This window comes from Cerasibacillus sp., assembly GCF_036516575.1.
Classification (GTDB): Bacteria; Bacillota; Bacilli; order Bacillales; family Amphibacillaceae; genus Cerasibacillus.
In genome coordinates, this window is the sequence record NZ_DATBTY010000073.1 from 105,840 (window position 1) to 121,388 (window position 15,549).

General features: G+C 36.1%; 17 protein-coding genes. All 17 read left to right on the forward strand.

What is annotated here, in order from left to right:
- Positions 1–4 precede the first annotated feature (4 nt).
- A complete protein-coding gene (gene flgL, locus VIG73_RS12485) occupies positions 5–889 on the forward strand; it encodes a flagellar hook-associated protein FlgL (protein WP_331642488.1) in 885 nt (294 codons plus the stop codon).
- Positions 890–953: 64 nt separating this feature from the next.
- Positions 954–1,526: a DUF6470 family protein gene (locus VIG73_RS12490; RefSeq protein WP_331642490.1), complete on the forward strand. Its 573-nt coding sequence runs from the start codon at positions 954–956 to the stop codon at positions 1,524–1,526.
- 15 nt (positions 1,527–1,541) lie between these two features.
- Positions 1,542–1,985 (forward strand): flagellar assembly protein FliW, encoded by a 444-nt coding sequence (gene fliW / locus VIG73_RS12495; RefSeq protein WP_331642491.1) that lies wholly within the window; start codon positions 1,542–1,544, stop codon positions 1,983–1,985.
- A gap of 4 nt (positions 1,986–1,989) precedes the next feature.
- On the forward strand, positions 1,990–2,241 hold the full coding sequence (csrA, locus tag VIG73_RS12500; RefSeq protein ID WP_331642492.1) for a carbon storage regulator CsrA: 252 nt from the start codon (positions 1,990–1,992) through the stop codon (positions 2,239–2,241).
- A 58-nt stretch (positions 2,242–2,299) separates the two neighbouring features.
- Positions 2,300–2,650, forward strand: coding sequence for a flagellar protein FlaG (gene flaG, locus VIG73_RS12505; RefSeq protein WP_331642493.1), 351 nt, complete (start codon positions 2,300–2,302; stop codon positions 2,648–2,650).
- 12 nt (positions 2,651–2,662) lie between these two features.
- Complete coding sequence (locus VIG73_RS12510; protein WP_331642495.1) at positions 2,663–4,138, forward strand: flagellar hook-associated protein 2; 1,476 nt, start codon at positions 2,663–2,665, stop codon at positions 4,136–4,138.
- Between the two features lie 29 nt (positions 4,139–4,167).
- Positions 4,168–4,569 carry a flagellar export chaperone FliS gene (fliS, locus tag VIG73_RS12515; protein ID WP_331642497.1) on the forward strand — a complete coding sequence of 134 codons (402 nt, stop codon included), beginning with the start codon at positions 4,168–4,170 and terminating at the stop codon, positions 4,567–4,569.
- Positions 4,569–4,919 carry a flagellar protein FliT gene (locus VIG73_RS12520; protein WP_331642499.1) on the forward strand — a complete coding sequence of 117 codons (351 nt, stop codon included), beginning with the start codon at positions 4,569–4,571 and terminating at the stop codon, positions 4,917–4,919. Before fliS ends, VIG73_RS12520 begins: the two co-directional genes overlap by 1 nt.
- A 107-nt stretch (positions 4,920–5,026) precedes the next feature.
- Positions 5,027–5,575, forward strand: coding sequence for a ribosome hibernation-promoting factor, HPF/YfiA family (gene hpf / locus VIG73_RS12525; RefSeq protein ID WP_331642501.1), 549 nt, complete (start codon positions 5,027–5,029; stop codon positions 5,573–5,575).
- A 351-nt stretch (positions 5,576–5,926) separates the two neighbouring features.
- Positions 5,927–6,076 carry a hypothetical protein gene (locus tag VIG73_RS12530; RefSeq protein WP_331642502.1) on the forward strand — a complete coding sequence of 50 codons (150 nt, stop codon included), beginning with the start codon at positions 5,927–5,929 and terminating at the stop codon, positions 6,074–6,076.
- Positions 6,077–6,343: 267 nt separating this feature from the next.
- Positions 6,344–8,854 carry a preprotein translocase subunit SecA gene (gene secA / locus VIG73_RS12535; RefSeq protein ID WP_331642504.1) on the forward strand — a complete coding sequence of 837 codons (2,511 nt, stop codon included), beginning with the start codon at positions 6,344–6,346 and terminating at the stop codon, positions 8,852–8,854.
- A gap of 113 nt (positions 8,855–8,967) precedes the next feature.
- A protein-coding gene (gene prfB / locus VIG73_RS12540; RefSeq protein WP_331642506.1) for a peptide chain release factor 2 occupies positions 8,968–10,069 on the forward strand; the annotation gives its coding sequence in 2 pieces (ribosomal slippage) (positions 8,968–9,039 and positions 9,041–10,069; 1,101 coding nt in all).
- Between the two features lie 187 nt (positions 10,070–10,256).
- Positions 10,257–10,604, forward strand: a complete 348-nt coding sequence (gene cccB / locus VIG73_RS12545) for a cytochrome c551 (protein WP_331642508.1) — start codon at positions 10,257–10,259, stop codon at positions 10,602–10,604.
- A 290-nt stretch (positions 10,605–10,894) separates the two neighbouring features.
- The gene (ftsE, locus tag VIG73_RS12550) at positions 10,895–11,581 is read left to right on the forward strand and encodes a cell division ATP-binding protein FtsE (protein ID WP_331642510.1); all 687 of its coding nucleotides are present in this window, start codon (positions 10,895–10,897) and stop codon (positions 11,579–11,581) included.
- Positions 11,571–12,464, forward strand: a complete 894-nt coding sequence (ftsX, locus tag VIG73_RS12555) for a permease-like cell division protein FtsX (RefSeq protein WP_331642512.1) — start codon at positions 11,571–11,573, stop codon at positions 12,462–12,464. The genes ftsE and ftsX overlap by 11 nt, the downstream gene beginning before the upstream one ends.
- A 56-nt stretch (positions 12,465–12,520) precedes the next feature.
- Positions 12,521–13,918 carry a murein hydrolase activator EnvC family protein gene (locus tag VIG73_RS12560; protein ID WP_331642514.1) on the forward strand — a complete coding sequence of 466 codons (1,398 nt, stop codon included), beginning with the start codon at positions 12,521–12,523 and terminating at the stop codon, positions 13,916–13,918.
- A 156-nt stretch (positions 13,919–14,074) separates the two neighbouring features.
- Positions 14,075–15,526 (forward strand): S41 family peptidase, encoded by a 1,452-nt coding sequence (locus VIG73_RS12565; RefSeq protein WP_331642516.1) that lies wholly within the window; start codon positions 14,075–14,077, stop codon positions 15,524–15,526.
- Positions 15,527–15,549: the final 23 nt, after the last annotated feature.

Sequence of the window (15,549 nt, forward strand, 5' to 3'; positions counted from 1 at the left end):
ATAAGTGCGTGTGACACAAAATATGCTTTCAAATCAAATGTTACGTAATCTTTCAAGTAATTATGGAAAACTCGATCAATATTTAGAACAGTTACATACTGGAAAGAAAGTTCGTCGCCCGTCTGACAATCCCGTTGTTGCTATGAAGGGAATGGGTTACCGAGCAGAAGTAAGTAAAATTGAGCAATTTAAAAATAATGCAAGTGAAGCTGATAACTGGTTCGAGAACACAGATGAAGCATTAGATAAAATGACAAAAGCACTACATCGTATATATGACTTAGCCGTTCAAGGTAGTACAGGCTCCTATAATGAAGAAGATCGCATCAACATGATGAGTGAAGTGAAACAGTTAAAGGAACATGTCATCGATATTGCTAATACCTCTGTTGGTGGAAAATACATATTTAATGGTCGGCAAACCGATCAACCACCAGTCAATAAGGATGGCTCATTTAATAATCTATACAATAATGATTCCGTTATGATTGAAGTTGCACCAGGAACAAAATTAGCAGTTAATGCGATACCAAATCGTGTGTTTAATGCTGATAATAATGATTTGTTCTCAACAATTGATCGTTTTATCACTGCATTAGAAAATAGTGATCAAGCGCAAATTAATGAAAGCATTGGTGACATTCAAACACATACAGATCAAGTTGTTAATGCCCGAGCAGATATCGGTGCACGTATGAACCGTCTTGAGCTCATTATTGATCGGTTAGACCACCAAGAAGTTGTTGCAAAGAAGATGATGTCAGATAATGAAGATGTCGATTATGAAGAAGTAATTACGGATTTAATCACACAAGAAAGTATTTTACGAGCTTCACTAGCAGCAGGCTCAAGAACGATACAACCGACATTATTAGACTTTTTAAGATAAAACAGGCGAGCCCTGTCCTAAAGAGAAAAGGGCAGGGCTTTAGCTTTTGATAGGTGATTCAAATATGAAACTACCACAAATACAGATAAAAACAGAAATGGCCCAAATTGACATAAGGCAAACACCTGGTCAACAAACAATTAGACAGCCAAGTGCTGATATGTCAATCGAACAACCAAAGGCAGAGTTAAGGATTGACACAACACCAGGAAAGTTAACAATTGATCAGACACAAGCTTGGGAGGACATGCAATTAATTTCGCCATTACGAATGACAGAAATCGCAGCTGAAGTGGGGAATAGTAGTGTACTAGAAGGGATTGCTAGGCGGGCTGAACAAGGGCAACAATTGATGAAAATTGAACAACAAGTTTCTCCGATGGTTGAACAAGCGATAACAAACAGTGGTGAGACGTATACATCGCCTCAGATTACTTTTATTCCTTCAGTTTTCGCAGTTAAAGTCGATTATGAACCAGGTGAACTAAACATATTGAGCAAAGAGAATAAACCCCAAATGACCGTACAAATAAGACAACCCGAACATCATTATACACCTGGAAAAGTAGAAGTCGCGTTGAAACGCTATGAATCAATCAAATTCGCTGTCAGTCATTTATATTCAGAGGTAAATTAGGAAGGTGAATGTAATATGCAAATAAAAACAAAATATCTAGGAGACTTATCCATTCATGAAGATCGAGTCATCCAATTCCCTGATGGGTTGCCAGGGTTTCCGAATCATAAGCAATTTATTTTACTTGAGTTACCAGGAAACCCTGTTTTTAACATTTTACAGTCTATTCAGGAAAAAGATCTCGCATTTATCGTGACGAGCCCATATCATTTTTATTCATCGTATGCTTTTGATTTGAGCCAATCGATAATTGATAGATTACAAATTGAAACAGAATCAGATGTAGATGTTCTTTCAATCGTGACAATAGCCGAACCTTTTTCAAAAAGTACAATTAACTTAAAAGCTCCACTCATTTTTAATATTAGGAAAAAATATGGAAAACAATATATTTTAAATGATGTAGATTATCCAATTAAAGCCCCGATGACATCCTCTCAGAAAGTAAAGGGGGAATAAACCGATGCTTGTCCTATCTAGAAAAAAGAACGAATCGATATTGATTGGTTCAGATATTGAAGTAAAAATCCTAGCTATAGAAGGTGATCAAATTAAGCTAGGAGTTGCTGCGCCATCCGATATTGAAATTTATCGGAAAGAACTCTATGAAGATATCCTGAAAGAAAATAATCAGGCAGCAACGATTTCTATTGATGTTCTTGAATTATTACAAAAAAGTAATGAAAATAAGCAGACAGATTCTCTAGAAGACTAAACTTTTATCTAAATGGATCCGATATAAAAAGAAAAGAACGTATGGGAGATGCGTAAATATGCGGATTGAGAATGTGACTCAACATTTAACTAGTCGTAACGCAAGCCAATTGCCGCTATCAGGAGACCGTGCTTTTACAAAACAACATAATTCTCAAACGGAACAATATGATGAGAAACAAATTCATGTTAAAGATGTTAAGAAAGCGGTAAACAACTTAAATACATTTATCGAACCATTACAGACGAATCTAAAATTTCAATACCATGAAGACCTAAATGAATATTATGTAGAAGTTGTTAATCCGATGACAGAAGAAGTGATTCGAGAAATCCCACCTAAGAAATTGCTCGATATGTATGCAGCAATGGCTGATTTTATGGGAATTCTAATCGACAAGAAAATATAAGGAGTGATGAACATGCGTATTGGTGGACTAGCATCAGGGATGAATGTCGATGAGATCATTGAAAAATTAATGTCAGCCGAGCGAATGCCTCTCGACAGGATGCACCAAGACCGGACAAAACTAACGTGGAAACGTGATGCATTTCGTGATATCAACCTGTCACTAAAAGAATTAGATGATATGATTCTTGATATGAAAATGAGCACCACTTATCAAAGTAAATCCGTATCATCATCGAAGTCAGATGCTGTATCTGCTAGTGCAACGACAAGTGCATCAAATGGAACGTATAAAATCGCAGTCACACAGCTTGCAACGTCAGCGATGAATATAAGTACAAAAGAAATTGGGCTAAAGCTGGACGAAGAGATTCCCAGCAATTATACGGGAAAGTTTTCCTTCGAAACGTTTGATCCTGAAAAAGAAAAACTTGTAGAACATTCCTTTACGATCAATCAAGGCGATACGTTAAAAGATGTATTAAAACGTATATCAGATGATGATAATCATGTTCGTATGTTTTATGACGAGCAATCACAACGAGTCGTAATGGAAACAACACGTACAGGGAAATATAATGAAACAGGCAAGGAAATTGTATTTTCTGAAAATGAGAACGCCTTTTTCACAAACTTCCTCCATTTAGATATGGGAGAAGAAAAAGGCGGTACAAATGCCAAATTTACCTATAATGATCATCTAGAATTAGAATCTAAAACGAACAGTTATACTTTAAATGGAATTACTTTTGATTTTAAACAGACGACATTAGTAGATGAGCCAGCTATCTTAACGGTATCTCATGATGCTGATCAGGCTTTTGATAAGATTAAAGAGTTTGTTGAGAAATATAATGAACTTGTCGAACAATTAAATGGAACACAGCGTGAAGAACGTCATCGTAACTTCCCCCCTTTAACAGATGCACAAAAAGAAGACATGTCAGAGAAGCAAATCGAACTATGGGAAGAAAAAGCAAAGAGCGGGCTTCTTCGTGGGGAATCTATTATTACCGACAGTTTATATTCTATGAGACGCAGCTGGTACGGTAAGGTAGAAACAGATGGCAAATTCACATCATTAACCGAGGTTGGTATTACAACAACTAGAAGCTATCTTGATGGTGGTAAATTAGAAATTAATGAAGAAAAATTAAAAGAAGCTTTACGAGAGGACCCAGAAAGTGTACAAAAACTGTTCTCAAACAATGTAGAAGGATCAAGTCGTGGTTTAATTAATCGTTTAGAAGATTCGTTGAAAGATACGGTGAAGCGGATTGAAGAACGTGCTGGTAAAAGCTATTCTACGTTAGAAGGATACACAATCGGAAAAAATATGAAAGATTTAAATAATCGAATTGACGCTTTTGAAAAAAAGCTCGTTACGATTGAGCAGCGCTACTGGGCACAGTTTACCGCTATGGAGAAAGCCGTTCAAAGAGCCAACCAGCAATCGGCATATTTAATGTCACAATTCAGTGGACAATAACATGAAGAATGGGCTAGGAGGACGAAATCATGATGCCAAATAATGCCTATCAAGCATATCAAAATAATGCAATTAAGACAGCTTCTAGTGGTGAATTAACATTAATGCTTTACAATGGCTGTGTAAAATTTATTAAACGAGCCATGAAGGATATAGAAACCAAAGACTATGAAAGTAAGAATAAAAACATTCAAAAGGCGCAACGAATTATTCAAGAACTAATGATCACACTAGATCCAAATGTTGAACTCTCTAAACAGATCATGCCTTTATACGACTATATGCATCATCGGCTAACAGAAGCAAATGTTGAAAACAATAACACATATTTAGAAGAAGTATTGGAATTTGTAATTGAATTTCGTGAAACGTGGAAACAAGTGCTACAAAAAGCGAAACAAACTCAACCTCCTCTTGAAGGAATAAAATAATGCACGATGTTCAACTAGTTTATCAGCTGACGATGCAAATGATACGTGTATTAGACAATCTAAATAAGACACAAAGGCAAGATGTGATTGAACAAATCACATACCTAATTGAAAAACGAGAACAAGCATTACAAAAGTTATCACCACCATATAGTAAACAAGAAATCGAGATCGGACAGAAGATTATCTTGATGAATAAAACAATTGAGATAGAAATGAATCGCCTCTTTTTGGAATTAAAGCAAGATATGAAGCAAATGAAACAACAACGAAAATCGACGCAATCCTATGTAAATCCATATCGAGCTGTTCAAACTGTTGATGGGATGTTCATGGATCGAAAAAAATAGTAAACTATCAAATTCAACAGTTTTATGAATAAATAACGTTTACAGAAGATTTTTATGGGTAAACAATGTATAATGATATTTATATTAAAGTAAAGGGGGACACTTTCATGAATTACACTATTCGTGGTGAAAACATTGAGGTAACAGCAGCAATTCGTGATTATGTGGAGAAAAAAATCAATAAATTAGAAAGATATTTCGACACACCTCCAACCTCTGATGTTCACGTAAATCTAAGTGTCTACAATGATGCACAAACAATTGAAGTTACAATTCCGATGACTAACTTACTCTTACGTGCTGAAGAAGAACACGCAGATTTATATGCTGCAATTGACTTAGTTGTTGATAAATTAGAAAGACAAATTCGTAAACACAAAACTAAAGTAAATCGTAAGTTCCGTCAAGAAGGTTCTCCGAGATATATTTTTGCGGAACTTGAAAAAGAAAAACGCGAACAAGAAGAATCAGATGACATTGAAATCGTTCGAACAAAACGTTTTAATTTAAAGCCAATGGACTCAGAAGAAGCCATTCTTCAAATGGACATGCTCGGTCATAATTTCTTCGTCTTTACAAACGCTGAATCTGGCGATACGAATGTTGTATACCGCAGAAAAGACGGACGTTATGGCTTAATTGAGCCACATCGTTAATCAGCTAGAAAAAAAGGGCTACCTTATTGTCGATAAAACTCGGCATAGGGAGCCCTTTTTAAATACAGCGAGCTTAAAAGCATAGTGTTACTATCCAACAAAATGATGGATAAAATCCTTAAAATAATGTCGAAGGGTTTGTCACATCATGTCGACGAATAGTGCGAAATTTAAGTTTAGTGATAATTACATAAATAAAAATGTCTTTTGAAGCAAGATATCAGATAAAAATATCAAATGATGTTGCTTTTTTTGTCGAATAAAAATAGAAATTTTAAAATTGGTGATTAGTCAACAAGATACTTCCATGATATAAATAAAAGTAAGAAAGAAAAGGAGGGTAAAATGGAGATGGAAGATCAAATAAAGAAAAGAATAACAGAGCTGACCATTCAAATCAATCAACATGAAAAAATCATTAGTCAATTGGTTGCTATGATAGCCTCTACAAATCAACAACTAATCAATCTTTCACTCGTTAACCATCAACCCATTAAATAACACAAATCCAAATGAAAACAATCTGCCCACGGTTTGTTTCCCTCAAATATTCTCCCATATTCCTCATAATCCCCTAAAAGGGTAGTCACCCCGAGGCTACTCTTTTTTGTTTTTATGAAAAAATCGCTATAAAATAATAGAAGATAAATGAAGTTGTCATTGCCCCTTCGAAAGTGTTATGATTAAATATGGATTAATATAAATTACTTAGAATATAAACTTTTATTATGATTAAGTCGTTTATTTAATAATAGAGGAGCGTTAAACATGGTCGGATTTTTAAAGAAATTATTTGGTGACAATCAAAGAAAGCTAAAAAAATTTGAAAAAATCGTGCAAGAAATTGAAGCACTTGAACCAGAATATGAACAGTTATCAGATGAACAACTAACAGAAAAAACAACACAATTTAAAGAGCGCTATGCAAATGGTGAAACATTAGATGAACTCTTAGTTGAAGCATATGCTGTTGTCCGTGAAGGATCAAAACGTGTTCTTAACATGCGTCCTTTCAAAGTGCAGCTAATGGGTGCCATCGCTATGCATGAGGGTAATATAGCTGAGATGAAAACAGGGGAAGGAAAAACCCTCGCTGCGACTTTACCAGCATATTTAAATGCCTTATCAGGAAAAGGCGTACACGTCATTACAGTAAACGACTACTTAGCTGACCGTGACGCCACAGAAATGGGGCAATTATTTGAATTCTTAGGACTTACTGTCGGTCTTAACACAGCTGGTTTATCGAAAGAAGAGAAACGTGAAGCATACAACGCTGACATTACGTATGGAACGAACAACGAATATGGCTTTGATTATTTACGTGACAATATGGTGTTATATAAAGAACAGATGGTACAGCGGCCATTAAACTTCGCTATCATTGATGAGGTTGACTCGATTTTAATTGATGAAGCAAGAACACCATTAATTATTTCAGGAACAGCTGAAAAATCGACCACATTATATATTCAAGCGAATGCTTTTGTTAATACGTTATCAAAAGATAAAGATTATACGTATGATGAAAAAACAAAAGGCGTTCTATTAACAGAAGAGGGTATTAATAAAGCAGAACGTTTCTTTTCTGTTGAGAATCTATTTGACTTGGAACACGTATCATTGACACACCACATCAATCAAGCATTGAAAGCACATATGGCGATGCATCGTGATACAGATTATATCGTGAAAGATGAACAAGTCGTTATCATTGACCAATTTACAGGGCGCTATATGGAAGGCCGCCGCTATAGTGATGGTCTCCATCAAGCCATTGAAGCAAAAGAAGGACTCGCTATCCAAAATGAAAGCATGACACTCGCTTCAATTACATTTCAAAACTACTTTAGAATGTATAATAAATTAGCTGGGATGACGGGAACGGCGAAAACTGAGGAAGAAGAATTCCGAAACATCTACAACATGGAAGTTATTGTGATTCCGACGAATAAACCAGTTGTTCGTGAAGATAGGCCAGACATGATTTATAAAACAATGGAAGGTAAGTTCCGTGCTGTTATTGAAGAGATAAAAGATCGCCATCAAAAAGGGCAACCTGTTCTCGTTGGTACAGTTGCGGTTGAAACATCAGAGCTTATCTCAGACTTATTAAAAAAGGCGCGGATTAAACATAATGTCTTAAATGCGAAAAACCACTTCCGCGAAGCTGAAATTATTGAACAAGCAGGTCAAACAGGCGCCGTGACCATCGCAACAAATATGGCCGGACGTGGTACGGACATTAAACTAGGAGAAGGGGTCCGTGAACTAGGTGGTCTTGCGGTTATTGGAACAGAACGGCACGAATCACGTCGAATTGATAACCAGCTACGTGGACGTTCAGGCCGTCAAGGAGATCCTGGAATGTCTCAGTTTTATCTATCCATGGAAGACGAACTTATGCGTCGTTTTGGATCGGATAACTTGAAAAATATGATGGACCGACTCGGTATGGACGATTCGCAACCAATAGAAAGTAAAATGGTTTCACGTGCTGTAGAATCAGCACAGAAGCGAGTAGAAGGAAATAACTTTGATGCACGTAAAACGATTCTCGCATATGATGACGTACTACGTGAACAAAGGGAAATTATTTATAAACAGCGTTTTGAAGTGATTGATGCCGAAAAAGATGAAATCCGTGTCATCATTGAAAACATGATCCAGTCTTCCATTGATCGTGTAGTTGACTTGCATACACAAGATGAAGATGAAGAAAACTGGAATTTAAAAGCCATTATTGAATATGTACATGCTAATCTTTTATCGCCTGAGGACATTTCCGAAGAAGATATCTCAGGTAAAGATTCAGAAGAAATAACAGAACTTATTACAGAAAAGGCAAAAGCAAAATACGATGCCAAAGAAGAAGAAATGACACCAGAACAAATGCGTGAGTTCGAAAAGGTCATTCTCCTGCGTACGGTTGATACAAAATGGATGGCACATATTGACCAGATGGATCAACTTCGTCAAGGTATTCATTTACGGGCATACGGACAAGATGATCCGCTTCATGAATACCAAATAGAAGGTTTCAATATGTTTGAAGAAATGATTGCCAGCATGGAGGATGAAGTATCCAAATATATTATGAAAGCACAAGTGCGCGATAATTTAGAGCGTGAAGCGGTCGTTAAAAATACAAAAGCCGTATCCGGTGGCCAGAAAGAGGAGAAAAAGCGACGTCCAATTGTACGGAAAAATCGAGTCGGCAGAAATGACCCTTGTCCTTGTGGCAGTGGTAAGAAATATAAAAATTGCCACGGTAATTAATCATAAAGCGACCAAAATAAACGAAATTGCCCGTTAACACTCTTTGAGCGTTGACGTGGCAATTTCATCATTTTACAATAAAAGAGTTAATAATAATTTAGAGGTGAATACAGATGGAATTTGCAGAAATAAAAAACGAAATTGATCAAATTAAAATGCGCATCACACAATTTAGGGGGTCTCTTTGACTTAGAGGAGAAAGAAGCGCGTATCAAAGAGTTAGAGCTTCAAATGGCGGACCCACATTTTTGGGATGACCAAAAAAAAGCCCAAGGTGTCATTAACGAAGCGAACGGCTTAAAACATTTACTAGAAGATTTTAACAAGATTAACGAAACACTAGAAGATCTTGAAGTAACATATGAATTGGTCAAAGAAGAAAATGATGCTGAGTTGATGACTGAATTACAGTCAAGCATGAAGGAATTAAAAGAGAAAACAAATGCATTTGAACTTCAATTATTACTCAGTGAGCCATATGATGGAAATAACGCGATATTAGAACTTCACCCAGGAGCTGGTGGAACAGAATCGCAAGATTGGGCAAGCATTTTATTAAGAATGTACCAGCGTTGGGCTGAAGACAAAGATTATAAAGTGGATGTCTTGAACTATTTACCAGGTGATGAAGCTGGGGTGAAAAGTGTTACCCTACTCATCAAAGGTCATAATGCATATGGTTATTTAAAAGCCGAAAAAGGTGTTCATCGATTAGTAAGAATTTCACCATTTGATTCATCAGGTCGTCGTCATACATCATTTGTTTCTTGTGACGTGACACCAGAATTAACGGATGATGTTGATATTGAAGTCAAATCAGAAGATATTAAAATTGACACGTATCGAGCGAGTGGTGCTGGTGGACAGCATGTTAACACAACAGATTCAGCTGTTAGGATCACACACATTCCAACAAACACAATCGTTACTTGTCAAAACGAACGTTCACAAATTAAAAACCGTGAAGCCGCAATGAAAATGTTAAAATCAAAACTATATCAACTTGAAATTGAAAAGCAACAAGAAGAACTGGCCGCTTTAAGAGGAGAACAAAAAGAAATTGGCTGGGGAAGCCAAATTCGTTCATACGTTTTCCATCCATATACGATGGTGAAAGACCACAGAACAAATGTCGAAATAGGTAATGGTCAAAGCGTCGTCGATGGCAATATTGACCCATTCATTGACGCTTATCTTCGTTCGCAAGTTAATTAAGTTTTATGAAAATAACATGTTCACTAATTTGACAAAAACTGGTCTATCCCTTGGTAAATGAAGGGTTTAGCAAAAGATGTTGGTACGTATAGAAGAAAAATACATTAAAAAAGGTTTAAAAATTTTATTATTAGGTTATAATATACTGTGACATAAATCAACAATTAATGAGTTAGGGGGATTAATCATGAAAAAGTGGTTAATGGCAGTATTATTAGGATCCGTCCTTGTATTAGGTGCTTGTGGCGGCGGCGACGATAATGCTAACAAAGACGATGGTGCAGCAAACAATGACGCAGGTGGCGAAACAACTGCTTCAGCTGGTGAAGATATTTATAAAGCAAACTGTGCAGCATGTCATGGACAAGATTTATCTGGTGGTGCTGGTCCAGCATTATCTGATGCAGGTTCTAAATTCAGTGCAGATGATATTGTTGATATCATTCAAAATGGTACAGGCAGCATGGCACCACAAAAACAAGTTTCCGAAGATGACGCAAAAACACTTGCTGATTGGTTAGCAGAAAAGAAATAATTACATTACCTAACAAAAAGCTCAATCCTTATCAAAGGTATTGAGCTTTTTTTATACGAAAAATTTTGACAGGGATTTTTTACCACTTATATGACATCTATTAATGCATTATGACAAAAACGCTGGGAATGAAATATAAATGTAATAAAAATTTGGCCAAAAAATCTGCTGAAAGATGTTATACTATAAGAGAAATGTTTATATTTGAGGAAAATCATAGAAAAATGTAATCGAATCTAATAGAAAATAACTTACTTAGATACAACGACAAAAATAAAAGGTGAAACAGAATGATAAAAATGGAAAATGTGTTTAAGAAATACCCGAATGGTGTTACCGCGTTGAACGGTGTATCTATACATATTGAAAAAGGTGAATTTGTCTATGTTGTCGGACCAAGTGGTGCTGGTAAATCAACGTTTATTAAAATGATCTATCGTGAAGTCAAACCGACAACTGGTTTAGTTGAAGTAAATGGCGCTAACACGAGTGAATTAAAAGATAAGGAAGTTCCATTCTTTCGCAGGCGAATCGGAGTTGTGTTTCAAGACTTTAAATTATTATCTAAACTAACAGTCTATGAAAATATCGCATTTGCGCTAGAAGTTATTGAAGAATCACCACGTAATATCCGTAAGCGAGTCATGGAAGTATTAGAATTAGTCGATTTAAAGAATAAAGCGCGTTTTTTACCGAATGAATTATCAGGTGGGGAACAGCAACGTGTCTCTATAGCACGTGCGATAGTGAATCGCCCTGATATCGTCATTGCGGACGAGCCAACAGGAAATTTAGACCCTGATACATCATGGGAAATCATGCGTGTGTTTGAAGAAATCAATGAACGAGGGACGACAATCATCATGGCAACACATAGTAAAGAAATCGTGAACAAAATGAAAAGACGTGTTATTGCAATTGAAAGTGGCATGATTGTAAGAGACGAATCCCGAGGTGAATACGGCTATGAAAATTAGAACACTTAAACGCCATCTTCGGGAGGGTGTAAAAAATATATTTCGTAATGGTTGGATGACCGTTGCTTCGATTGGATCTGTAACAGTTACATTATTACTCGTCGCCGCCTTTCTAGTCATTATTTTAAACTTAAACCATATGGCAGAAAAAGTTGAAGAAGACGTTATCGTAAAAGTTCTTATAGATGTCGCGGCAAGTGATGACGATATAAAAACGCTCGGTGATGAAATAAAGAAGATTAACCAAATCGAATCTGTCGTCTTTTCATCTAAAGATGAAGAACTCGATAGTTTGATAAAAGGAATGGGAAAAGAAGGAAAATCATGGGAGCTCTTTGAACAGGACAACCCTTTGAACCATGCCTATATTATTAAAGCTAAAGAACCTAAGGATACAGCGGTTATTGCTGAGAAAATCCGTGGCTTTGATCACATTTATCGAGTTAACTATGGTAAAGAAGTTGTTAGTCAGCTATTCGAATTTAATAAAAATGCACGCATAGTCGGGATTATTTTAATCGTTGGCCTTGTCTTTACGGCGATATTCCTTATCTCAAATACGATAAAGCTAACAATTATGGCCCGAAGTACAGAAATAGGCATTATGAAACTCGTAGGTGCGACAAATGGATTTATCCGTTGGCCATTCTTTATTGAAGGAATGCTTTTAGGTATGATCGGTTCTATTATTCCGATTGCAGCCCTACTGGCAGGGTATTACTATATTGTAGAAAAGCTTGTTATCAGTGTCCAAATACCTTTCTTTGAATTATTGCCGTTCTATCCGTTTGCATGGCAAATTTCACTTGTTATTTTCCTAATTGGAGCTTTAATTGGTGTTTGGGGAAGTATCATGAGTGTTCGACGCTTTCTTAAAGTTTAATAAAGCTAGAATTATAGAGATAGATACTGTTTTGAATAAGGGAAAGGGGAATACAATTGAGGAAGAAGTTACCACTAATGCTTGTTGTCTTATTGTTACTTTCCACTAGTATGAGTGTAAATGCTGAATCATTAAATGACGTTAAAAGTAAGATAAATGATTTAGATCGTAAGAAGGCAAATCTGGAAAAAAAGGACAACTCACTTGATTCAGATAAAGCGAATACCGATAAAAAAATTGATGAAAACCTTAATAAGCAATCTACTAATAAAAGTGAAATGGAAGTTATCGATGACAAACTAGCTCAAACGAAAACATCGATTGTAAAGAAAGAAAATGAGATTAGTAAAACAACAGAAGAAATTAGTACCTTAGCTGAAGAAATTATGAATTTGAGAAAACAGATTCGTACTTTAAATGAAGAAATCTTACAATTACAGAAAAGTATTATTGAACGCGAGGCCTTGTTGAAAAATCGTTTACGCTCTATCCAGGAGAGTGGCGGGGAAATGAGTTACCTCGAAGTTCTGCTCGGGGCAAAAAGCTTCAGTGATTTTATTAGCCGAACATCGGCAGTTAATACAATCATGGATTCAGATAAAAAAATTATGGAAGAACTCGATGCTGATAAACGGGCCATGGAAGCCAAAAAGATAGAAGTTGAAGAAAAGAAAGAACAAGTTGAAGCAAACAAAAAAGAAGTCGAAGTCCGTAAAGCCACACTTGATAAACAGAAAAAACAGTTAAATGAATTGAAAAGCAAACTCGATGCTCAACTTACTAAAAAAGAAAAAATCCAACAGAAACTAGAAAAAGAACATGGAGAACTAGAAGAGTATAAAGTAAGTTTGGAAGAAGAACAGGCGATAGTTCGTAAACAAAAGGCTGCTGCTCAAAAGGCAAAAGAATTTGCAGAAAGCGAACTAGCTCGAATTCAAAGAGAAAAAGCAGAAGCCCAAAAACGTAAAAAGCAAAATACAACAACAAGCTCATCAGGGGTGAATCCACAACCAGTAAAACCAGCCCCAACTATCTCAACAGGAGGCTTTATCCACCCTGTAAATGGTCCAATTACGTCTGGTTTTGGTCCAAGAAGTTGTGGGGGATGTAGTTCATACCATTATGGGATTGATTATGGAGTTTCTGTAGGGACACCAGTATATGCCTCAGCACCAGGTATAGTAACAGATATCAGCTATGATGGTGATGGTCGAATGAATGGATATGGACATGTCCTTCTTATCACTCATCACATTAAAGGAAAAACCTATACAACATTATACGCACATTTAAGTGGTTTCAATGTAAAGGTAGGAGACGCTGTATCACAGGGTCAATACATTGCTTCATCTGGAAATACTGGAAGGTCAACAGGACCACATTTACATTTTGAAATACACAATGGTTATTGGGCATCAAAAAGTGGAACTAACCCAATGATTTATTTACCTTAATTAATAAGGCGTTTTAAAAGACATCACAATGTATGTGGTGTCTTTTTAATTGATATTAGAATCTACATACGTTTAATGGTAAAATGGTTAATAAATCATTTTTTAATTTTTTGTACGTTTAGATTTAATGAATATATATAGAGGTGAGTGTCGAGAATGAAGATGAGAAAAATAATGGCTGTCTTTTGGATTGTTGCGGCCTTAATGATCGGTTTTGCTGGAGGCATTTATTTAGCTACATCACAGGGAAATGTTCAAGTAGCACCAGGAGACAGTAATGGAAAATATACATCGAAGCAAGAAATTGCACAGTCTGATGATAAAATGCAAAAAATTAATCAGGCTTATAAGCTAATTAAAAAACACTTTGTCGAAAAAGTTGATGACAAACAGTTGATTGAAGGTGCGATTCATGGGATGCTTTCTTCACTTGATGATCCTTACAGTTCTTATATGGATATCGAGGCAATGGAGCAATTTAATGAACAAATTGAATCATCATTTGAAGGAATCGGTGCTGAGGTAAGCTTAGTGAACGGAAAAATAACGATTGTCGCACCGATAAAAAATTCCCCAGCTGAAAAAGCAGGATTACGCCCAAATGATCAAGTGCTTAGCGTGAATGGGGAAAGTTTAGAAGGCTATGACTTAACCGAAGCTGTATCAAAAATACGTGGAAAAAAAGGTTCAGAAGTTGTTTTAGAAATCATCCGCCCAGGCGTTAAAGATATTTTAGAAGTAAAAATGACACGTGATACGATTCCAATTGAAACAGTCTATGCAGATATGAAAAAGGTGGACGGTAAGAGTACAGGTATCATTGAAATAACGACATTTTCAGAACGCACAGCGAATGAGTTTTATGAGCAATTAACAAGCTTAGAAGATAAAGGGATGGAAGGTTTAATCATTGATGTTCGTGGTAATCCAGGTGGTTTATTAGAATCAGTTGGCGATATATTAGCGTTTTTTGTCCCTGAAGACATTCCATATGTCCAGATTGAAAGTCGCGATGGCAACAGAGATCCTTATTTTACTGATTTAACCGAAAAGAAACCGTACCCAATTCAAGTCCTCATTGATGAAGGAAGTGCTTCGGCATCAGAAATTCTCGCTGTTGCTTTAAAAGAAATTGGTTATGATGTTGTTGGAACGAATAGTTTTGGAAAAGGAACAGTACAACAGGCAGTACCATTAGGAGATGGAAGTACCGTTAAATTAACATTCTTTAAATGGTTATCTCCTAAAGGGAATTGGATTCATGAAAAAGGTGTTAAACCTACCATTGAAGTGAAACAACCCGATTATTATTTTACCCATCCAGTTCAAATTGAAAAAGCCCTATCATTTAATGATACTGGTGAAAATATCAAAAATATTCAACAAATGTTAACAGGTCTTGGCTATCAATTGGAACGGATTGATGGTTACTTTGATAAGACGACGGAAAAGGCCGTTAAGTCATTCCAAAAAGATCAAAATATCAAACAAACTGGAAAAGTAGATCAAGATACAGCTGGATTAATTGAAACGGCATTAATCGAAAAAATTCGCAGTGGCGAAGATGATCGCCAAATGGAAAAAGCATTACAAACACTTTATAAATAACATGTCTTTTCCTTTTTAGAAAG